The sequence below is a fragment of the Mesorhizobium sp. Z1-4 genome (genome assembly GCF_004000235.1).
Taxonomy (GTDB): Bacteria; Pseudomonadota; Alphaproteobacteria; order Rhizobiales; family Rhizobiaceae; genus RCIO01.
Genome location: NZ_RCIO01000002.1, coordinates 575437 through 596114 on the forward strand (window position 1 = coordinate 575437; position 20678 = coordinate 596114).

Annotated in this window: 19 protein-coding genes; 10 read left to right on the plus strand and 9 right to left on the minus strand. The window is 57.3% G+C overall.

Annotated elements, in window-relative coordinates; all coding sequences use genetic code 11:
- Positions 1-7 precede the first annotated feature (7 nt).
- Positions 8-1810 (minus strand): IlvD/Edd family dehydratase, encoded by a 1803-nt coding sequence (locus EP165_RS09825; RefSeq protein ID WP_127521913.1) that lies wholly within the window; start codon positions 1808-1810, stop codon positions 8-10.
- A 170-nt stretch (positions 1811-1980) separates the two neighbouring features.
- On the opposite strand from EP165_RS09825, the gene glpD reads away from it, so the two are divergent.
- The 5 genes from glpD to EP165_RS09850 all read left to right on the plus strand — a co-directional run bounded on the left by glpD (position 1981) and on the right by EP165_RS09850 (position 9463).
- The gene (gene glpD, locus EP165_RS09830) at positions 1981-3516 is read left to right on the plus strand and encodes a glycerol-3-phosphate dehydrogenase (protein WP_127521915.1); all 1536 of its coding nucleotides are present in this window, start codon (positions 1981-1983) and stop codon (positions 3514-3516) included.
- 30 nt (positions 3517-3546) lie between these two features.
- A complete protein-coding gene (gene glpK / locus EP165_RS09835) occupies positions 3547-5043 on the plus strand; it encodes a glycerol kinase GlpK (protein ID WP_127521917.1) in 1497 nt (498 codons plus the stop codon).
- Positions 5044-5153: 110 nt separating this feature from the next.
- Positions 5154-5891, plus strand: a complete 738-nt coding sequence (locus EP165_RS09840) for an ABC transporter ATP-binding protein (protein ID WP_127521919.1) — start codon at positions 5154-5156, stop codon at positions 5889-5891.
- 15 nt (positions 5892-5906) lie between these two features.
- Positions 5907-8270 (plus strand): ABC transporter permease, encoded by a 2364-nt coding sequence (locus tag EP165_RS09845; RefSeq protein ID WP_127521921.1) that lies wholly within the window; start codon positions 5907-5909, stop codon positions 8268-8270.
- 11 nt (positions 8271-8281) lie between these two features.
- Complete coding sequence (locus EP165_RS09850) at positions 8282-9463, plus strand: efflux RND transporter periplasmic adaptor subunit (RefSeq protein WP_127521923.1); 1182 nt, start codon at positions 8282-8284, stop codon at positions 9461-9463.
- Between the two features lie 270 nt (positions 9464-9733).
- On the opposite strand, the gene EP165_RS09855 is transcribed toward EP165_RS09850, so the two are convergent.
- On the minus strand, positions 9734-10162 hold the full coding sequence (locus EP165_RS09855) for a hypothetical protein (protein ID WP_127521925.1): 429 nt from the start codon (positions 10160-10162) through the stop codon (positions 9734-9736).
- A gap of 123 nt (positions 10163-10285) precedes the next feature.
- Between EP165_RS09855 and EP165_RS09860 the strand changes: the two genes are divergently transcribed.
- The gene (locus tag EP165_RS09860) at positions 10286-11674 is read left to right on the plus strand and encodes a hypothetical protein (protein WP_127521927.1); all 1389 of its coding nucleotides are present in this window, start codon (positions 10286-10288) and stop codon (positions 11672-11674) included.
- Between the two features lie 434 nt (positions 11675-12108).
- Here the strand turns inward: EP165_RS09860 and EP165_RS09865 are convergent, their stop codons facing one another.
- On the minus strand, positions 12109-12498 hold the full coding sequence (locus EP165_RS09865; protein ID WP_127521929.1) for a helix-turn-helix domain-containing protein: 390 nt from the start codon (positions 12496-12498) through the stop codon (positions 12109-12111).
- Positions 12499-12597: 99 nt separating this feature from the next.
- On the opposite strand from EP165_RS09865, the gene EP165_RS09870 reads away from it, so the two are divergent.
- Entirely contained in the window at positions 12598-13845 is a 1248-nt protein-coding gene (locus EP165_RS09870) for a PDDEXK family nuclease (protein ID WP_127521931.1), read from the plus strand.
- 58 nt (positions 13846-13903) lie between these two features.
- On the plus strand, positions 13904-14449 hold the full coding sequence (locus EP165_RS09875) for a hypothetical protein (RefSeq protein WP_127521933.1): 546 nt from the start codon (positions 13904-13906) through the stop codon (positions 14447-14449).
- A 106-nt stretch (positions 14450-14555) separates the two neighbouring features.
- Here EP165_RS09875 and EP165_RS09880 read toward each other — a convergent pair whose 3' ends face one another.
- Positions 14556-15224 carry an SOS response-associated peptidase gene (locus EP165_RS09880; protein WP_127521935.1) on the minus strand — a complete coding sequence of 223 codons (669 nt, stop codon included), beginning with the start codon at positions 15222-15224 and terminating at the stop codon, positions 14556-14558.
- Positions 15225-15804: 580 nt separating this feature from the next.
- Between EP165_RS09880 and EP165_RS09885 the strand changes: the two genes are divergently transcribed.
- Positions 15805-16311: a hypothetical protein gene (locus EP165_RS09885; RefSeq protein ID WP_127521937.1), complete on the plus strand. Its 507-nt coding sequence runs from the start codon at positions 15805-15807 to the stop codon at positions 16309-16311.
- 138 nt (positions 16312-16449) lie between these two features.
- Complete coding sequence (locus EP165_RS09890; RefSeq protein ID WP_127521939.1) at positions 16450-17007, plus strand: recombinase family protein; 558 nt, start codon at positions 16450-16452, stop codon at positions 17005-17007.
- 23 nt (positions 17008-17030) lie between these two features.
- On the opposite strand, the gene EP165_RS09895 is transcribed toward EP165_RS09890, so the two are convergent.
- The 5 genes from EP165_RS09895 to EP165_RS09915 form a co-directional block, all read right to left on the minus strand.
- On the minus strand, positions 17031-17588 hold the full coding sequence (locus EP165_RS09895) for a hypothetical protein (RefSeq protein WP_127521941.1): 558 nt from the start codon (positions 17586-17588) through the stop codon (positions 17031-17033).
- The gene (locus EP165_RS09900; protein ID WP_127521943.1) at positions 17578-17934 is read right to left on the minus strand and encodes a hypothetical protein; all 357 of its coding nucleotides are present in this window, start codon (positions 17932-17934) and stop codon (positions 17578-17580) included. Before EP165_RS09900 ends, EP165_RS09895 begins: the two co-directional genes overlap by 11 nt.
- Positions 17931-18965, minus strand: coding sequence for a hypothetical protein (locus tag EP165_RS09905; RefSeq protein ID WP_127521945.1), 1035 nt, complete (start codon positions 18963-18965; stop codon positions 17931-17933). Before EP165_RS09905 ends, EP165_RS09900 begins: the two co-directional genes overlap by 4 nt.
- A gap of 63 nt (positions 18966-19028) precedes the next feature.
- The gene (locus tag EP165_RS09910) at positions 19029-19526 is read right to left on the minus strand and encodes a thermonuclease family protein (RefSeq protein WP_127521947.1); all 498 of its coding nucleotides are present in this window, start codon (positions 19524-19526) and stop codon (positions 19029-19031) included.
- Between the two features lie 70 nt (positions 19527-19596).
- A complete protein-coding gene (locus tag EP165_RS09915; RefSeq protein WP_127521949.1) occupies positions 19597-20157 on the minus strand; it encodes a hypothetical protein in 561 nt (186 codons plus the stop codon).
- Positions 20158-20678 lie beyond the last annotated feature (521 nt).

The following is a 20678-nucleotide window of genomic DNA, read 5'->3' on the forward strand; positions in this document are numbered from 1 at the left end:
GTGGCTCTCAGTGATTGTCGCGCGGGATGCCCTTGGTGTCGGCGACGCGCTGGTATTTCACCGCAGGTTTGAGAACCATGCCTTCTGACAGCTGATCGACAATACCGCGCTGGATTTCCTGCCAGGGTGTCTGGCTTTCGGGATACGCGTAGCCGCCTTTGGCATCGAGTTCGGCCCGGCGCTGCGCAAGCTCCTCGTCGGTGATCAGAATGTTGGCCGCGCCCTTGCGCAGGTCTATGCGCACCCGATCGCCGGTTTTCAGCAGCGCCAGCCCGCCGCCGACCGCTGCCTCGGGTGAAGCGTTCAGGATGGATGGCGACCCGGAGGTTCCGGACTGTCGGCCGTCGCCGATGCAGGCCAGCGAGTGGATGCCTTTCTTGAGCAGGCTCGCGGGAGGTTGCATGTTCACCACCTCCGCGGCACCCGGATAGCCGATCGGGCCCGCACCGCGCATGAAAAGGATTGAGTGTTCGTCGATGCCCAGATCGGGGTCTTCAATGCGGTCATGGTAGTCTTCGGTGCCTTCGAAGACGACCGCCTTGCCCTCGAACGCATCCGGATCTTGAGGATCGGAGAGATAGCGGTCGCGGAATTCCTTCGAAATCACGCTGGTCTTCATGATCGCGCTGTCGAACAGATTGCCGCGCAGGTTGATGAAGCCGGCGTCACGCACCAGAGGGTCGGATAGCGGGTGGATGACGCGCGGGTCGCGGTTTGGCGCGGCTTCGCAGTTTTCGCCAATTGTCTTGCCGTTTGCCGTCAGTGCTTGCGGATTTGGAAGCAGCTTTTCCTTCATGAGTTCGGCGACGACGGCCGGCACGCCACCGGCGTGATGATAGTCCTCGCCCAGATACTCGCCGGCCGGCTGGAGATTGACCAGGAGCGGTACCTTGTGACCCAAGGCCTGCCAGTCATCATTGTCGAGCGCGACACCAAGATGACGCGCGATTGCATTCAGATGAATGGGCGCATTGGTGGATCCGCCGATCGCGGAATTGACCACAATCGCGTTTTCGAACGCTTCGCGGGTCATGATGTCCGAGGGTTTCAGGTCTTCATGCACCATATCCACGATGCGCCCGCCGGTGCGGTAAGCCATCTGGCCGCGTTCGCGATATGGGGCGGGAATTGCGGCGGAGCCCGGCAGTTGCATGCCCAGCGCCTCTGCCAGGCTGTTCATGGTGGTCGCCGTACCCATCGTATTGCAGTGGCCGACCGAAGGCGCCGACGACGCGATAAGGTCGGTGTATTCATCGATATCGATCTCGCCTGCGGCGAGCAGTTCGCGCGCCTTCCAGACGATGGTGCCCGAGCCGGTGCGTTCGCCTTCGTGCCACCCGTTCAACATGGGGCCGACCGACAGCGCGATCGCAGGCAGATTCACCGTGGCCGCCGCCATCAGAAGTGCCGGTGTGGTCTTGTCGCAGCCGATTGTGAGCACCACGCCGTCGAGCGGGTAACCGTAAAGAACCTCCACCAGCGACAGATAGGCGAGGTTGCGGTCGAGCGAGGCAGTCGGGCGCTTGCCAGTTTCCTGGATCGGATGGCAGGGAAACTCGAAGACAAGTCCGCCGGCGGCGGTGATGCCGTCGCGCACGCGTTTGGCGAGTTCAATGTGGTGGCGGTTGCAGGGCGAGAGATCGGAGCCGGTTTGCGCGATGCCGATTATCGGCTTGCCGCTCTGAAGCTCTTCGCGGGTTAGCCCGTAATTCAGATAACGCTCCAGGTAGAGTACCGTCATCGCGGGATTGTCCGGGTTGTCGAACCATTGCCGCGAGCGGAGTTTCGGCTTTTCGCCCTTACCTGTCATGCTAGCACCTCCCGGAGAATGATCGGTCAGTGTTAGCGGCTGGCACGCGCCCAAATCAATCGTGCGGCTGCATTTTTGTGTGCCAGCCCGATGTGGCGCCGCAGTCCTGTTTCGGGCAGCCTTTCTATGCTAGCGCAATGCCCTTGAATGGAAGCACCCCGGGGAGCTGATTGGGACCTTCAGCCTCATACGACGTATTTGTGATCGGCGGCGGCATCAATGGATGCGGCATCGCGCGCGATGCCGCCGGCCGCGGCTATTCCGTTTTCCTTGCCGAGATGAACGACCTCGGGTCGGGAACATCTTCGGCGGCGACCAAACTTATTCACGGCGGTCTGCGTTATCTGGAGCATTACGAATTCCGGCTGGTGCGCGAAGCACTCATGGAGCGGGAGGTTCTGTGGGGCATGGCGCCGCACATTATCTGGCCGCTGCGGCTGGTCCTGCCTCATCACAGCGGACTTCGGCCTCGGTGGCTGCTGAGGCTTGGGCTCTTCCTTTATGACTATCTCGGCGGGCGCAAGAAATTGCCGGCCACGAAGATGCTCAATCTGCGCAAGGATCCCGCAGGCGTACCGCTGAAGCCCGATTTCGTGAACGCGTTTGAATTTTCCGACTGTTGGGTCAATGACGCGCGGCTGGTCGTTCTCAACGCCCGTTCCGCCGCAGACCTCGGCGCCGATATCCGCACGCGGCATCGCGTGGTCGAGACCACCCGCGGCAATGACGGCCTCTGGTCGGTGACTATGGAGAATTCGGTCACCGGCAAGCGGACAACCGTGTGCGCGAAGCTGCTCGTCAATGCCGCCGGGCCCTGGGTAGATGCCGTGCTTGCCGGTGCGATGGGCCGTAACGACGTCGACAATATCCGCCTCGTTCAGGGCAGCCATATCGTCATCAAGCGAAAATTCGAGGGCGAACGTGCCTATTTTTTCCAGAACGGCGATGGTCGAATATTTTTTGCAATTCCTTACGAAGAGGATTTTACGCTGATCGGCACCACCGATCAGGATTTCGACGACGATCCTTCGAACGCCCGTATCACCGACACGGAGATCGACTATCTTTGCAAAGGGGCGAGCGGCTACTTCCGCGAGCCGGTGACCCGCGACGACATCGTCTGGACGTATTCGGGCGTTCGACCGCTGTTCGACGATGGTGCGTCGAAGGCGCAGGAGACGACACGCGACTACGTGCTGCGTTTTGAAGGCGGTGACGGCGCCGCACCTTTGATCAACATCTTCGGCGGCAAGCTCACGACCTACCGGCACCTCGCCGAAGAGGTGGTCGACATGTTCTCCAAAGCGATCGGAGTACGCCAGCCGGCATGGACCTCGGGGGCTGTGCTGCCCGGCGGGGATTTCGCTGCGGAAGCTTTCGATACGCTGGTCGACGGTCTTGAGCGCGAACATCCGTATCTGAGCCACCGTCATGCCCGCCGTCTCATGCGGCTCTACGGAACGCGGGCCCGGTACATATTGGGCGATGCGAGTGGGCTAGGGGATCTGGGGACGCATTTTGGCGCCGACCTCTACCAGGCTGAAGTCGACTATCTGGTCGAGAATGAATGGGCGCTGAAGGCCGAAGATGTCTTGTGGCGGCGCACGAAGCGAGGGCTTGCGGTTTCGAAGCAGGATGCACGGAAGCTCGGCGCCTATCTGCGCGCTGCGGTCAGCAAAAAGACCGGACAGGTATCCCAGAGCTGAGCGGCGGACGTCGACAACAAGGAGAGCGATATGGCACGCGAATATGTGCTGGCGATCGACCAGGGCACGACGTCGAGCCGGGCGATCATCTTCGACGAGAAAATGAAAGTCGTCGCCACGGGCCAGAAGGAGTTTCCGCAGCATTTTCCTGCGTCCGGCTGGGTCGAGCACAACCCCGACGAAATCTGGAAGAGCGTCGTATCGACCATTCGCGCAGCGCTGCGCAAGGCCAAGCTGGATGCGCGGGATATCGCTGCGATCGGCATCACCAACCAGCGCGAGACCGTCGTCATCTGGGATCGCGAGACAGGCAAGCCGATCCACAATGCGATCGTGTGGCAGGACAGGCGCACCGCGCCTCTTTGCGCGAAGCTCAGGAAGAAAGGGCTTGAGCCGACGTTCTCGAAGAAGACCGGGCTGCTGCTCGATCCCTATTTTTCAGGCACCAAGATCGCCTGGCTGCTCGACAATGTGAGGGGCGCGCGGGGGCTTGCACGCAAAGGTGCCCTTGTTGCCGGCACGATCGACACTTTTCTGATCTGGCGACTTACCGGCGGCAAGTCGCACGCGACCGATGCCACCAATGCCTCCCGCACACTGCTCTACAACATCGCCAAAGGACAGTGGGATGAGGAACTGTTGAACATCCTTGACGTTCCGCCTCAACTGATGGCCGACGTGAAGGACTGCGCCGCCGATTTCGGGGTCACCGAGAAGAAGCTCTTCGGAGCCGAAATCCCAATTCTCGGCGTGGCCGGCGACCAGCATGCGGCGACGATCGGGCAGGCCTGTTTCGAGCCGGGCACGATGAAATCAACCTATGGCACGGGCTGTTTCGCGGTTCTCAATACCGGAGACAAAATGGTGCGATCCAGGAACCGCCTGCTGACCACAATCGCGTATCAGTTCGACGGCAAGGCAACCTACGCGCTCGAAGGATCGATTTTCATTGCGGGTGCCGCCGTTCAATGGCTGCGCGACGGGCTGAAGGTTGTGCGCCGAGCCGCCGACACCGGTGCCATGGCGGCGAAAGCCGATCCAACGCAGCAGGTTTATCTGGTTCCGGCCTTCGTCGGTCTCGGTGCGCCGCATTGGGATGCGGATGCGCGGGGCGCTGTTTTCGGCCTCACACGAAACTCCGGGCCGAACGAATTTGCCAGGGCGGCGCTGGAAAGCGTCGTTTTTCAAACGCACGACCTGCTTGAGGCAATGCGCAAGGACTGGCCGGGCGGCCGCGACGCGACGGTTCTGCGCGTCGATGGCGGCATGGTCGCATCCGACTGGACGATGCAGCGCCTCGCCGACATTCTGGACGCTCCCGTGGACCGGCCGAAAATACTCGAAACCACCGCGCTGGGTGCGGCCTGGCTCGCCGGTTCGCGGGCCGGCCTATGGCCCGGGCAGCAGGAGTTTGCAAGAAAATGGGCGCTCGACCGCAAGTTCAACTCCAGCATGGATGTGGATGAGCGCAAGCACCTCATCAGAGGCTGGAAAGACGCCGTGCGAAGAACATTGAGCGACAACTAGGCCCAGCGTTACCCGGTTGTTCTGGATCAATGGCTTGCACACAACTCGCATTAGATTGCGCCAGTTGATACTCTGAGGACCGAATCCGGTCGGCGAGGCGATCCAGGCAGATGGCACAGGCGCAGAAGCGGGACGAGCCCCGTTCTGAGACGGTTTTCCAGGTCAGGGACCTTTCCAAGGTCTATCAGATGGGCGAGGTGCAGGTGCATGCGCTGCGATCGGTCAATGCCGAGTTGCGGTCAGGCGAACTGCTCGTGCTGCTCGGAGCATCGGGCAGCGGAAAAAGCACCTTTCTCAACATTCTCGGCGGCCTCGATGTGCCGACCAGCGGCAACGTCCGTTACCGCGAGCACGACCTCACAAAGGCCGACGAGCGCAAACTGACGCGCTACCGTCGCGAAAGCGTGGGGTTCGTGTTCCAGTTCTACAACCTGATCCCAAGCCTGACCGCGCGCGAGAACGTGGCGCTGGTTACCGACATTTCACCACACCCCATGAACACGGACGAAGCACTCGCACTGGTGGGACTCGAGGCACGGGCCGACCATTTTCCGTCGCAGCTTTCAGGCGGGGAGCAGCAGCGCGTTGCGATTGCCCGAGCTGTGGCAAAGCGCCCGGACGTGCTTCTGTGTGACGAGCCTACCGGCGCGCTCGACCTGGAAACCGGCAAGCTCGTGCTCAACGTGCTTCAACAAGTGAACAGCGAGGTGGGCACTACGACGGCGATCATCACCCACAACGCAGCCATTGCCGCCATGGGCGACCGGGTCATTCGCATGAGCAGCGGCGAGATCGTCGAGGAGAGGTCGAATGCCAGCCGTGCCTCCGTCGACGAGATCGAGTGGTAGGCGAGCACAGGGCCAATGCGCGCGATCAACCGGAAGCTGCTGCGCGAAATCTGGAAGCATCGCGGCCAGATGCTGTCGATAGCCGCACTTGTTGCGGTTGGCGTGATGACGGTGCTGACCTTGCGCGGCTCCTATGAGTCGCTCGCCTTGTCGCGCGACCTCTATTATCGCGACGCCCGTTTCCCGCAGATATGGGCACAGCTGAAGCGGGCGCCGGAGCGGCTGCGACGCGATATCGAGAACATTCCAGGCGTGGCCGCAGTCGAAACGCGTGTGACGCTGACCGCGACACTCGACATGCCCGATCTCGATGTTCCCGCCCTTGGCCGTTTCGTTTCCATTCCCGACCGGCGCACGCCGATGCTCGGCGACATACACATCAAATCCGGCCGCTACATCTCGGCACGCCACCGCACCGAGGTGCTGGTCAGCGACAAGTTCGCGAAGGCCAACCGGCTGCACTTCGGCGATACTTTCAAAGCCATCATCAATGGCAGCCAGCGCGACCTTGCCGTCGTCGGGACGGCGATCTCGCCCGAACACGCCTATCCGGTCCCGCCGGGATCAATCTTTCCGGAAGACCACCGCTACGGCATCGTCTGGATGAGCCGGACCGTGCTGGCATCCGCGCATGACATGGAAGGTGCCTTCAACGAGGTTGTGCTTTCGCTGGCGCCGGGTGTTCGCCACGAAATGGTGATCGAGCGGCTGGACAGGCTGCTCGAACCATATGGCGGGCTTGGCGCTTACGGGCGAGCTGACCAGCCGTCGCATCTGATCCTGAACAACGAACTGGAATCCAACCGGACGATGGGAACCGTTATTCCGGCCGTGTTCCTTGGTATCGCCGCCTTTTTGCTGAACCTGGTCCTTGGGCGCATGATTTCGATTCAGCGCACCGAGATCGCGGTGCTGAAGGCGTTTGGCTACTCCAATGCCGAGGTTGGGGGGCATTTCTTCCGCTTCGCCATGGCCGCTGTCCTGGCCGGTGCCGCAATCGGCGTTGGTGCCGGGGTGTGGCTCGGACGCGCCATGATCGACTTATACGGGGTCTATTTCGACTTTCCGCGGCTGCGCTACGAGCTGAGCTGGTCACTCGTCATCGTTGCGGCGGGCGTGAGTATGGCCGCTGCCGCGGCCGGTGCGCTGGGGGCCGTGCGCCGCGCGGTTTCGTTGCCGCCGGCAGAAGCGATGCGGCCCGAACCGCCCGCGACTTTCCGTGCCGGACTGTTCGAGCGACTGGGGCTGGGCCGGATGCTGCCTGCGGCCGGCCGAATGATCCTGCGCAACATGGAACGGCAGCCGATGCGCGGCGTCGTTTCCACGATCGGGATTTCATTTGCGGTCGCCATTCTGGTTATCGGCATGTTCATGTTCGACGGTGTTGCCTACATGATGGATATCCAGTTCCGTGTGGCGCAACGCGAAGACCTCGCACTCAGTTTCAGCCGACCCGTTTCCGAGAAAGCGCGCTACGATCTGGCGCATCTGGACGGCGTGACCAGGGTCGAACCGTATCGCGTCGTGCCGGTGCGCCTGCGTTCCGGCCATATCGACAAGGAACTGGCGATCACCGGACTGGAGCAGGGTTCCAAACTTCGCCAGATCGTGACAACCGGCGGCGGTCGCCAGCCCCTGCCGCCCGAAGGACTGATGGTGAGTGAAATCCTCGCCGGGCAACTCGGCCTTGCCGCGGGCGACGGCGTCGATGTCGAGATGCTGGAAGGGAAGCGGCACACCGCCCGTATCCCCGTTGCGGGTGTCGTAGAGGATTTTGTCGGCGTTGCCGCCTACATGGATATCGATGCGCTTCAGCGGCTGACGGGCGGGCCTCGGACCATCACCGGAGCATATCTTTCTGTCGACGAAGAGGAGCGGGCGGCGCTCAACAAACGCCTGAAGAGCCTCCCGGGCGTCTCAGGCGTCGTGTCGCCCGGCGAAACGCTGGCTTCGTTCGAAAAGCAGATGGCCGATCAGCTCTTCATCTCGGTTTTTTTCATTCTCGGTTTCTCCAGCGTGATCGCCGTTGCCGTCATCTACAACGGAGCGCGGGTTGCGTTGTCGGAACGCGGCCGCGAGCTGGCCAGCCTTCGCGTGCTCGGTTTCACCCGCACGGAAGTTGCGGTGCTGCTGCTCGGAGAGCAGGGCGTTACCACGCTGGCGGCGATACCGCTCGGCTGGCTACTGGGCTACTGGATGGCGGCAGGCGTTGTGGCCGGATTGCAATCCGAAACCTACCGAATTCCGCTGGTCGTCAGCACGACGACCTATTTCTGGGCGGCGGTCATCACGATCGCTGCCGCGCTCGCCAGCGGCTGGATCGTGCGCCGCCGGCTTGACAGCATGGACCTTGTCGAGGTCCTCAAGACGAGAGAATAGGTGCCTGGCCGATGAAAAGATTAAGCCGTTGGCTGTTTTTGGGAATTGGCGGCATCGCCATCGCCGGTGCCGCGTTGTGGCTGGTCTCCAGCGATCGTGGGGTGGAGGTCGAAACCGGCGCGGTTGCCAGGCAGGCCCTGGACGTCGCAATCGTGGAAGAAGGGCGCACGCGGGTGCGCAGCCGCTATGTCGTTGCCGCACCGGTGGCGGGGCGGCTGGCGCGGATTGCCCTGACCGAAGGGGATACGGTTATTGACGGGGCTCCGGTCGCTTATGTGTATCCGGTGCCCGAAGACCCGAGAAAACTGAAAATCCTGCAGGCGCAGGCTGAAGCGGCGGCGGCTCGCAGGGCCGAGGCGATTTCGCGGGTGGCCGAAGCGCGGGCCCGGGCCGAGCAGGCCGAGCGCGAAGCCGAACGAAGCGCAGCGCTGGCGGAATCGGCCACCGTAAGCCGGACCATTCTTGAGCGTGACCAGCTGGCGCTCGCGACGGCTCTCCAGCAACTCGCCTCGGCTCAGGCGACTTTGCGCGCCGCAGAAGCCGAGTTGTCGGCCGCCGAGGCAGCGCTGTCCGGTGCCAATCCCGACGAAGGCGTCGGCGAGCCGGCCGTGGTTACGGCACCCAATGCCGGGCGTGTCCTGCGGGTGGTCGAAAAGAACGACCGTATCGTTCAGGCCGGTACGCCTCTGATCGAGATCGGCGACGTGGAAGCACTTGAGGTTGTCGTTGACGTCCTTTCGGAGGATGCCGTGCGTATCAGGGAGGGCAATATCGCGCGGATCGACGATTGGGGCGGGGAGGGGACGCTCGAGGGAAGGGTGCGAATGATCGAGCCTGACGCCTTCACGCAGATTTCCGCACTCGGCGTTCAGGAACAGCGGGTCAACGTGATTGTGGCACTGGTCGACGCGCCCGAGGGACTGGGTTCGGGATATGGCGTCAAGGCTAGCCTGGTGGTGTGGTCCAGCGACGATGTTGTGACCGTGCCGACCAGCGCGCTCTTCCGGCGACGCGGTGTGTGGCAGGTGTTTGCCGTGCACGACGGGAAGGCAGAGTTGCGCGAAGTCGAGATCGGCCACCGGTCCGTGGAGCGCGCGCAGGTGCTTTCAGGCCTTGCCGAGGGCGACGCAGTAATCCTGTTTCCGACAGATCAGATCGGAGACGGGGTAAAGGTGGCAGCGACGCCGGAATAGCGATGTTTGGATGGTGGGCGTGACAGGGATTGAACCTGTGACCCCTACGATGTCAACAAAGCTCGTTTTGCAAAACATCTGTATTTTATATAGTAATAACAGAGGCTTAGTTGACGCTTGGCTTGTGCAAAATAGCCCATATGTATCTCAATTGTAGCTGAGTTGGTTGCTGGGTTGGCAACATTTGGCAACAGTCGTGGTGAGCATCGAGCACCTGCAGGGGGACTGTTGTTCGATGGTAAACCCGGGTTTACCAGATGTCGGCTTACATCAATAGGACGCTTCGCCCACACGCTTGAAGAACAACACCAGGCTGGCACCTTCTGGATAGGCGACCATCGTTCGCGTCGAAAATCCTTCGATGTGTTCGCAGCTGCCAACGCCGATCTTGCCAACGAGATTGCCGTCGCCCTGCCACACAATTCTGGCCGATCCGCCACCGAGGTCGCTCTGGCTTAATACGCAAAACGAATACTCGATCTTCAAGCTTGAGTTTGAGCCAGGGCCCTTGCGGTGGACAATGGGGACTGGCTTGTCTTTGGTCGCCCCGTCGAGGCTGCGAAACGACCAGCCTCCTTGTATCAGGCTCATGGCGAGTTCATCGTAACTGCCGGGCAAAGCTCCTCCTGGACCATTCGCCCCCGCAGTTGATCCCAACGACAGGGTCGCTAGCGCCGATAGCAGCATCTTGAATTTCACTTGCCTGGTCCTTCAAAACGATCCGCTAAATCAGGGTGCGTTCGTCGATTTCGCTTGCCATCCACCGCAATTTCGCCGCCGATGTTAGCCGCGTGCGAATGGCCCTACACAGTATACCCTAATATGACCAATTATCTGAATAGTCTGAGTGATGTTATTGGCGACTTCTCAATTGATGAAGCTAGGTATGACAGAGTTCAGATATCAATTACGGGTTTATCTGCGTCCGGCGAGACTAATACGCCAGAATTGATAAGGAGAGCTATTGGAAGGCCTCCTGAGATGCTGCCGGATAAAAGAACTCCAGTGGATGCCAATCGTTGGGAGATGCCCTTTTTGGGCTCGCTCCAAGGATCCAGTCGCCGGAAGCGGAGTGCCGAATTTCGTACCCGGCGCAAGCACATGCTTCGCTATCCATCTGGTTTTCCACTTATCGGCGGAAAGATAGGGATTACTACAAGAAGTGACCCTAGCCATGGTCCATCAGAGTTTTGGCTTTCGGCTGACCTTGCACTAAATCCGACCCGTTTTATCCGACATAGCCTAGAGCGCGATCTAATAACTCAGTACCGCCGGGAAGGTTTCCAGTTTGAAGAGTATCATTTCTTATCGCAGCGTCGTGGTCGCCATGAGGGCGAAGAGACAATCCTCGACGAGAACGATAACTGCTTAATAGGGGCAGTCGGACTGGTCACATTGCCGGGGCTCTTTCAGGAGGCGGCTGAAGCCTATGTCAGACAGGCTGTAGGGTTCGTTCTACAGCGAGTTCATCGGCACGCAGGTCATCAATACGAAATTATTGGCGACCCAACTTATAACCTGAAGACGGTAGAGACCTATTGGGAACGACGTAGCGATGATCCTATTGGCAAGGTGTTTCGGATTGCCCAGGTACTTTTCGCGCGAAACTACCGAGCAACTGCCGGTCTTCATCAACCAAAGGTGTCAATCTCTCGCATCGGAAATGCGATTGCTGTCGATGTGCCCGTCGGAACCGGGGCGCGTGCCAAAATCTATGCGAAAACCAACAAGCGCATCAGGTTTGAGATTACTCACGATCTGACCGAAGACTGCTCCTTTTTTACCGAAATTCCTGCCGGCCGTCACACCGCGAAAAACATGCAAACCATTCAGTCGATGATTACGGAATGTGCTGGCGATGCCTGTAAAAGGTTAAACGGTTTGATTAGGCCAGGCATGTTTACAAGATCGGATTTTTCGTGGGAGCTCATTGCGGAGATCGTGCGCGTAATGGATGCTGCTCCCGGCTCGGCCGAAAGGAAAAGCAGTCTCTTTGCGTTGCTGATGAGCACGGGAGGCGCAACGACTAACACGCCGATGTTCCGCCCAACTTTGGATTATCTGGTTCGCCGAGGCATTCTCGAGCTGAGCGGGCACGCGATGCGGACGCTAACACAAAGGTATATGCCGATAATGGAGCTTACTGGGCAGCAGACGCCGTTTGATCAGTTACGCGAGCAGGCATCTGATAATATTCAGGATGCTGAGTGACTTTCTGCCAATCGCTGGTTTCAATTGGTATCTCGATCATGACCTCGGCAAAACCCGGGTTTACTGTCGCAATCGACCTGGCCCTTCGACGGTTTCGATGTCGCCTGGATGATTGGATACCCGGACGATCACGCGGCAACAGAACAGCAATTAGTGACGCAAATGTCGTCCATTAAGGGAAGCACACCAAAACGACACTAATGCGAAGCTAAACTGGCGTGAGTTGATCAGTCTCCGTGCAAACGTTCGGCGCGACAATGCCCTTCGATTACAGGGGCATTTCCGCCTCCGTTACCCGGACAGTCTGCGATGTCAGGTATGCTCGCCTGGCAGGCGGATACTGAAATTAGTGTCGCAAATGTCGCTCATTAAGGGAAACACGCCAAAACGACACTAATTTGGGCAGCGTTTTTGGTTTGCCCTGCGTTGCCGAGTTATGAGCCGCTTTCGCCACGGATGCTTTCCACAAGGCGCATAGCAAGCCGCGTCTGATCCTCATCTAAGTTGCGAATGGATGCAGCGAGCGCCGCCTGGGCTTCTTCCTTGCGTGAGTTCTGAAACGCCTCTTGATCATCCACAAGATGGACGAGCGTAGTTCCTAGCACACGCGATATTGCAAATAGCGTGTCGATCGGCGCGAGGCTCTGACCTCTCTCGATGTTCGAGATTGCCTCGACCGATTTAGACACATCGCTGGCAAGCTGTGCCTGTGTGATATTGGCAGCCTTACGAGCAGCCTTGACCCTATACCCAATTCGTTTCTTGAGCTGCTCAAGTTCTTTGATCATCCCCGGAGCGTGGCTGCGTGGCGCATGGTAATCCATTGCGCTCAACTGCGTATTTGTCTTAACTACCGGAGTTGAACAACGGCCAACGCAACACAGCTGCCGTTCAATTGCGTGTGGAGCAGCCGAGAGGCCGCAATGCGCCTCCAACTGTCTAACTCCTCCCACCAAAGCGAGCCTATGCACTCATTGATCTTCTCTGGAGCCGAGCCCGCTTCGCCCAAGTGGCTCAATCGCACCTCTCTGGCTGCACGCAATTCTGAGAAAGACGAGAACTGGCTTCAGCAGACGCTGTTTAGCCACCCTGAGCTAATTCCGATCAGGGAGATCAACCCGGGCGCTTCCGGCTTCGTGCCGATCTGTCGCGAGCTAACCATTCCGAAGGCTGGAGGCAGTGTTTATCTGGACGTTTTCGGGGTGACGCCTGAGGGCAAACTTGTTCTCGTAGAGTGCAAGCTATGGCGGAACCCGCAGGCACGGCGTGAGGTTGTGGCTCAGATACTCGAATATGCCTCGTTGGTGCGGCAATGGTCGTTCGGCGATCTAACGGCGCGTGTGAAGTCGCGCATCAAATCCGAGGCAGCCAACCCGATCTTCGAAGTAGTGTCTTCGTACCACCCTGAACTAGATGAGGGACGCTTCGTGGATGCCGTCGATGCGTCCCTGCGCACAGGCGACTTCGTGCTGATCATCGCCGGTGACGGTATCCGTTCCGATATCCACGCCATTGCAGATCACCTGAACCAATCAAGCGGCCTGACTTCGCGCATGGCGCTCGTGGAGTTCCAGCTTTGGGAGAATGACAGGAATGATTTGGTCATTGTTCCATCGGTCCCGCTGCGAACTGAGGTTGTTCAGCACCGTATCTTCGTCACCGACGACGGCCGGCCAATTTCGTTTGAAATGGCAGCAAACAGCGACGATGAGACCGAAGCCATTGTCGATCCCAGCAGGAATGCCTCTAAATCGGCCGAGAAAGCCTTCTGGCAGGCGTTCATAGATCAGGCCGAGTACGACCACCCGGACCAACCCAAGCCTCGCCACGGGGGTCATGGCTGGGTTCGCATGGCCATGCCCGAACCTGCCGGCTGGATTACGGCATTCCGCACCAAGGAGGGACGCGGAGGGCTCTTTATCCGGTTCAGGGGAGACGAGGGCGAACAGGCCGTTGCGGAAATCGCGGCAGCAAAGGTTCAACTCGAAGACGACATTGGTCATCAACTGAACATCGAGACCAAGAACCAAAACCCGTACGAGGCTGTAGTCTCAATCAACTTCGCAGGCCCAGCGGGCGACGATGCCTCGTTCCTTGCATGGCTTTTACGGACTTCAAACGCGGTGTCCATGACGTTCCGACCGTTCTTGAGCCAATTGGCTACCAACTGAGCATCTACGCACAAAACCAAGAACATCACTAAGACAAAATCTGCGGGTACCAATCATCATGAAGGATGTTTTTTGGCAGCTCGACAAACTTGGCCGCACGCGGCTCTCGGAACATTTCCAGTTTCGTCAATTCATTTACTCCGAGATCGCCGCCGCCTTCGGAATTCCGAACATCCCAGATGATCCCCAACTAGCCATCCAAACGGGCACGAAGCTCTGCGAGGAAATCCTGGAACCGATCATCGCCGCGTTAGGCCCAATCATCATTCGATCCGGGTTCCGCAGTGCAAAGCTCAATCGGTTTGGCAATGAAAACGGCCTGATGTGCGCCGCTAACGAAAAGAACTTCGCCTATCATATTTGGGATCACCGCGATGCAGACGGGAACGCTGGGGCTGCCGCCTGCATCATTGTACCGGCGCTCAATGAAGGCAGTGCCGGGCTTTCGTCCTGGCGGGACTTGGCCAATTGGATCGATGGCAATCTCAACTACCACCGGCTGACATTCTTCGCACGAGACAACGCCTTCAATATCGGCTGGCACGAGAACCCGCGCCGCGAAATTTACTCGCGCACCCCAGAGCCGCACTGGTTCAAGAGGTAGCATTGAAGCCGCTGTGCGTGGGCGAATAAACCCGGGTTTATTCGAGCCAGTGGCATTTCGTTAGTAGCTGATGGAATGCCGGCATTCTCGAATGCCCTGACTATTGTCACCCAGTCTTCTGGATCAGCTCGCGCCCCTCAGACGTGTTTTTATTCACTTCTCGACCGACGCGGTGAAAAATCAGTTCGCTGTCTAGGTTGCGATTAAGCAAGGGTTTCAGGTCGTCGGGTGGAGTGTCAGGATCGAGCCATTCGTCGTATGCGTCTTCGTCAAGAATGACCGGCTGCCGGTCGTGGAGCTGACTGAGTGGCTCTGCGGCAGGCATGGTCAGTACTGTACAGCTCGTAATGTCGAGCGTCTTGTTGTGCGCCCATAGGCCAGCGAATGAAAAGGGAGCGGTTTCGGGCAGATGGATGAACCAAGGATCGCGCCCTCCGTCCTCAGCCTTCGTCCACTCATAGAAGCCGGATGCGGGTATGAGGCAGCGCCGCTTCTGCCAGGCGTCACGGAACGCGGACTTGGCGTCGGCAGTTTCGGATCGCGCATTGAACAATGGGAGCTTCGGCTTTTCCTTTGCCCAAAAGGGCACTAGCCACCACATCCCTTCCATCACCTGGTAGCTACCATCGCCAACATTGACAACGAACTCGACGGGATCGGTAGGCGCGATGTTGTAGTGCGCTTCTGTATTGCGTCCGCGCTCTTCAGAAGGAAGGAGCGAGTACATCCCGTGGATGTCGGACCAAGTGTGAAACCGGGTAAAGCGACCGCACATCGAGCTATCGTATCCCTGACCGGTTGCTGATCAAGTGCGTTCCACCCAGCTGCGCCGCCGCTGCACATATCGGTTCCGAGGCTGGGCTGCCTTAAGCGCATCAAACGCCGCGCGGGCGACAATGGTACTTCGGGCCCAAGCCACTATCGCAACGATGTTGTCGCCCTTATCCAACTCGTAAATGCACGACCCCGACGAATAGAGGTCTACGTTGAAGTGGCGTTCAGGACCCGTCGCAGGTGGCCTGCTGCTTCGGCTTATTTTCGCCAGCATTCTTGCCGTGTCCGACCTAATGGTAACGGTCTCACGCTTCGCTGCATGTGCATCGAGCAGGTCTGCTAACTGGTCAAGCGATTGCCACTGGCGCAACGCCGCCTCCTCCGTGATCGACGGAGGCATAAGACTAGGAAAATATCCCTCGCGCAAGACTGACCAGTCAGCTTGGAATGCCTAGCGAAGCTTTTTCGGTTTGGGATGATCGCCGAACCTCTGAACCGCAGCTTGGAGGTCGACCGTGCAATTTGGTAGTGCGAAATATTCGAGGTACCAATCAACTATTCGCTGCTTGAGGATGATGCCGATGAAAGCGCGCCTGCTTCTCTTTTCCATGCTTTGGTTTCTTGCCTCGCTGTCGCTTAGTAGCGCTTGCGCGCGAGCAGATGAGCTTGTCTACAAAAACTCCCGCTTTGGAACTGAGATGTGGATACCCACCGAGCTATTCACAACAATAGGGGCGACACCGTTCAACGGGGACGGCATCACCCTTGAAAATGGGAATGGCGCCGAACTCCGAATTTTCGGGTCCCATTTGGTCCTCGCCGACAACGCACAAGAGATGCTCGCAATTCACGTAGAGTGGCGGGAAGAGGATGGCGACACGGTTACCTACGCGCGCGCCGGAAGAGACTGGTTCGTGATTTCCGGACTTGAAGGGGGATCAATCTTCTATGAAAGGCACGAAATCGTCGATCAGATCGTGCATTCTGCTACGCTCCTCTACCCCAAAGAAGACAAGCACAATTTTGCGGCTCTGGTGGAAACGCTCGCGGATCGCCTTGGGGTTGTTGGAAGCGTATCGCAACCATAAAGGTTGCCTGAATAATTCTCGCAAGAGCCCGCTTCAATGGGACATCATCTGTGAAGCCAAGAGTGTCTCATGAAAATCATCATTGTATTTTGAGACAGATGTCTTATTATGTCTTAAAGACTAATGGGACAAACTGACATGCTCATCGGATACGCTCGCACTTCCACTGTCGATCAAGAAGCGGGCATTGAAGCACAACGTCGCGACCTACAATCGTGCGGTGCTGAAAAACTCTTCTCAGAGCAAGTGTCGTCGGTCGCGCGTCGAGACCAACTAGAGGCTGCGCTGGAGTTTGCGCGGGAGGGCGACACTCTAGTGGTGACCAAGTTGGACCGCCTAGCGCGATCGACCTCACACCTCCTCAGTATTCTTGATACACTTGAAACCAAAGGGGTCGCACTTCGCATTCTCGATTTCGGAGGTGCGTCCGTCGATACGAAGTCTCCAACAGGCAAGCTCATGTTGACGATGTTTGGAGCGATGGCTCAGTTCGAGCGCGAGATGATGCTTGAGCGCCAGCGCGAGGGCATCGCGAAAGCTAAGCGCGAAGGGAAATACAAAGGCAGAAAACCAACCGCGCGGGCAAAGCGGCAGGATGTGATCCGACTAAAGGGAGAAGGAGTACGAGCTTCCGACATCGCAAAGCGTTTGGGCATCGGGCGCGCGTCAGTGTATCGAATACTTGATGGTAATTAATATGATGCCGTTGATGAATTCCGTTAGTTCCGGCCGAAAACGTAGTGCTCATATAGCGCGCCAATAAAAGTAACGAGCGTGCCAAAGCCCCAAACAAATAAGAGTGCGAGCTCCGGCGGGCCTCCCCATGAGACAGGCCCAAACGGGGTCTCAAATTGAAAGTGCAGCTGCGCGGGCATGATAAGAAGGAGACCCGCGCTAATACACGCAATAAATAGCCGCCGAAACATAAAGCCCCGATCGAAAAGACGAAAAATCAAGTGGACAATTGCGGTAAACGCTAAAGAAATAGCTGAAGCAAAAATAAAGGAAACGCCAATTTCATATAAAAGTATTAGCAAAGCGAAAATAAATGTACCCGCTAGTATAGTATTGTTAATAGTAATCCAATGAAGTTTTTTCCCATCTTTGACCCAATACCATACAAGAAGCTCAACCGCTGACCGCTCGGCTCCATCCTTTATTTCAGTGAGGCGATTTCGAAAGATTTCAGTACGCTCAAATTCATCAAGATGCTCAATATCGTTATAAATCTCTTCGGCCCTTAAGTGCCAATTTCTACGCTTCCATTCACTGTGCACCTGTCACCTCTGACACGTACACCGGCTCAACGTTGCGATAGCGATCGATGTTGATCACTTCACCGGTACTATCATCGATCATGCTTTCTGGCACATCTAGCGGGCTCGCGAACGTAGCCAATGACGCTTTCGTTCCAGGCGAAACGACACGATATACGACGTGCAGATTTCCTTCTGCCACGCGCAATGCCAATGCTTCGAGGAGTTCTGCCTCGCTTGGAGCACCCACGAGGTCTTTAAGGCGGTTTAACGTAAGCTCGCGATATTTCTCGGCATCGCGGAGCTTGTCGACCTCTCGCTCAAGGCGCTCTTCCCATTCTTCCTTTCGATGCCATCCGAAAATCATTTCTCGTGGTTTACCTCTAGGATTGCACTTAGCACCCTGTCGTATTCGTCCCTTGTAAGCCCTGCGGTGAAGATAATTTCATTCACGTCTTCTGAAATTATCGCATTGATTTTCTTAACTTTTCCGTACTGATAAGAAACGCGAACTTTTTCACAATACGCATCGGGGTCGCCAACGGTAAACTGTTTGATCACCTCGGTCATAACTTCAGACGAGAGGATGCCGCCCAGTTCAGCCTGTGAACTCGATTGAATTCGATCACCTCGATCGTTCTTGTGTTGCGTCTCATAAAGTTCAAAGTTCTCGGCCACCTTTTGCTCTTTTTGCATTTTTGAAAACGCGTTTTTTGCAGGTGCTAAGCTAAGCTCTCCCATCGGCGCACTTTGCAGAAGGCCGTCAAGTCGGTTCAGCAGGGCATTGGCTGTGCCGGTGTACGAAATAGGTGGCTCAGTCCGTGGCGCAAGCCGCGCCTCGACCAACCCATTTGAATGCACCTTCAGCACGTCTACAGCACGATATGGCACACGCGGCGCGACGTAAACCTCCTGCCCGTCGATCTGGGTCAACAACCCTCGCTGTCGTCGATACTCGGTCCTTGCAGTCTTGACGATTAGTGCATCGGCGTCATTGCCATCACCGACACGAACCTCGATCACTAATGGGCTCTTGGGGTAGGCGTCAAAGACGTACTCACCCGCTCCAGGGAAACCCTTAGCCCTGGCCCACGCTTCGACGGCTGATGACTTAATGGAGTTCCTTACCTCGTCGAGACGCTCTTTAGGAAATTGATAGAGACGTACGTGTTTGTTGCCATGCTCCTCTGCCTCTCGAACAAGTCCAATTAGTTCCTCCCGTGATATCAAACCGTCCGCAAGCGCAGGTCCGACCCTCGTTTTGAGCATGTTCGCCCAACTGGAAGCGGAATACGAAACTCGCTTTTCCTGCAAGAACGCCCTGACTGCCGCCAAAGTCGTTTGGCTCTCCAAGACCTCAAAAAGCTCCTGTGTTTCATCGGCCACGTCCATGTTCATCCTATTCCCACCCGCTTCCGACTGTTTGAGGCAAGCTCATAAAAAAATTCTCCAGCGAGGTCGTCAATTACAATACTCCGGCAAGGCATAGACTGCCGCAAGGTCTCTGCCATTTGCCCGCGCGCTTGTTTCGACCTCGGCGTAGCGGCCGCGTGAATAGGCTGGACAGTCGCGCGCTTTACCGCTCGATACTTGATACTCACCGATGTCGACCGATCCGGCATAGCAAATACCAGCCGGCCGCCCGGTTCTGCCGGCCGTTGTGCCATCGAGGTGACAAACAATCATTTGACCATCTGCGATCTGCTGGAGGTTTTTGGTCGAGCTATCGCCACCTAACTCGCCTATCTCAGGCGCTGCGATACCCTGGAGCCTAACTTCGACATTACCAAATAGGATGCCATCTCCATCCGCTACCTTGGCGATGCCGGAGAGAACCGCGACAATTCTATATTCGTCAGCGAATAGTGGTCCGGCAACGAAGCAGACAATAGCTTGCGCAAAAAGCGCAGCTTTCAAATTTGCGCTAACAGTCCTGAGACGGCAAGTATCTTCCGGCATCTGGATGCATCCCTCAAATAACTCCTCTTATTCTGGGTCAGCTATAACATCTAGAAGAGGCAAGGTCGCGTCATTCGCGTGCAGTAACATATGCGGACAAAAACTGCCGCATTAGAGTTTCTGCCACATCACCCAACTCGTCGACCAGAGAAGGTCCTAGTGTACCGTTGTACGAGAAGTAATTCGACCAAACAGGAACATCCGCCATTTTCGATTGTTTTCCCTCACAGTCATAGCTCTCTAAGCAAAGCAGGTCGCCATAATCTCCCTCGGCTGATATTGTCACCTGCCCGCCAGCAGCACCAATCTCTGAAGAGGCTGAGAGTTGTACATTGAGGGTCAACGGAAACACAAAACCACGCTTGTTGATTTCGAGGTACCGAATAACCCCTTCGCAGTTCCCGCAGTTAATGGTTTCGATCGGTAGCGACGCGGTCAGTAGTGAGAAGCGATTTCCGATATCGTCACACAAGTCGATCAGGAATTGGCTACCTTCCTTCATCTCACACTTGAATACGAGAACGTCCCAGCCACTCAGGTTACGGCGGTGGAATTCCTCGATCGTAAGGGATTGCGCAGGAGATAGTGCGACCCAGGAAAGAGGTGCTGCGAGGGCAAGCTGTCTGAGCACTGCTTCTTCCTCAAATCAAAGTGGATAAGCCTCTCTTCTATCAGGCCGATCTCCAGTTGCAGCATCGTATGTGGCTCGTGTTGCTCGATCAATACGGCTCGACCTTGGCTCTGTGCGAACTGGCAAGATGTGAATTGACTGTCCGATACTTTGCACGCAGCAGGTATAGGTGCTAGTGATTGGTACCTTTTGGTGCGATCGGCCAAGTAAGATCAAAGACTTACGGGAGTGAGCAACATTCCCTCCTCCGCTACCAGCTGACGGCCGGCAATGGGGGCAAATCTCGGGACGAGCCCTAGAACCTCGCGGCTGTCCACCGTGAAGACCCTATTTCTTACTCAACAGCGAGCTTGCCTATGCTGTGACAGTGTCGCAGCATTGCATATCAGTCGTCATGGAAATGAGATGTCGCTATTCAGATTGGTATCAGCTAGCCAGAGGCTCAAAGAGGAACTTAGGAGAAGAGAGCCGCATCGGTTCGTTACAAGCGCTGACGATGTCCTCTTCGTTGAAAATGTTGC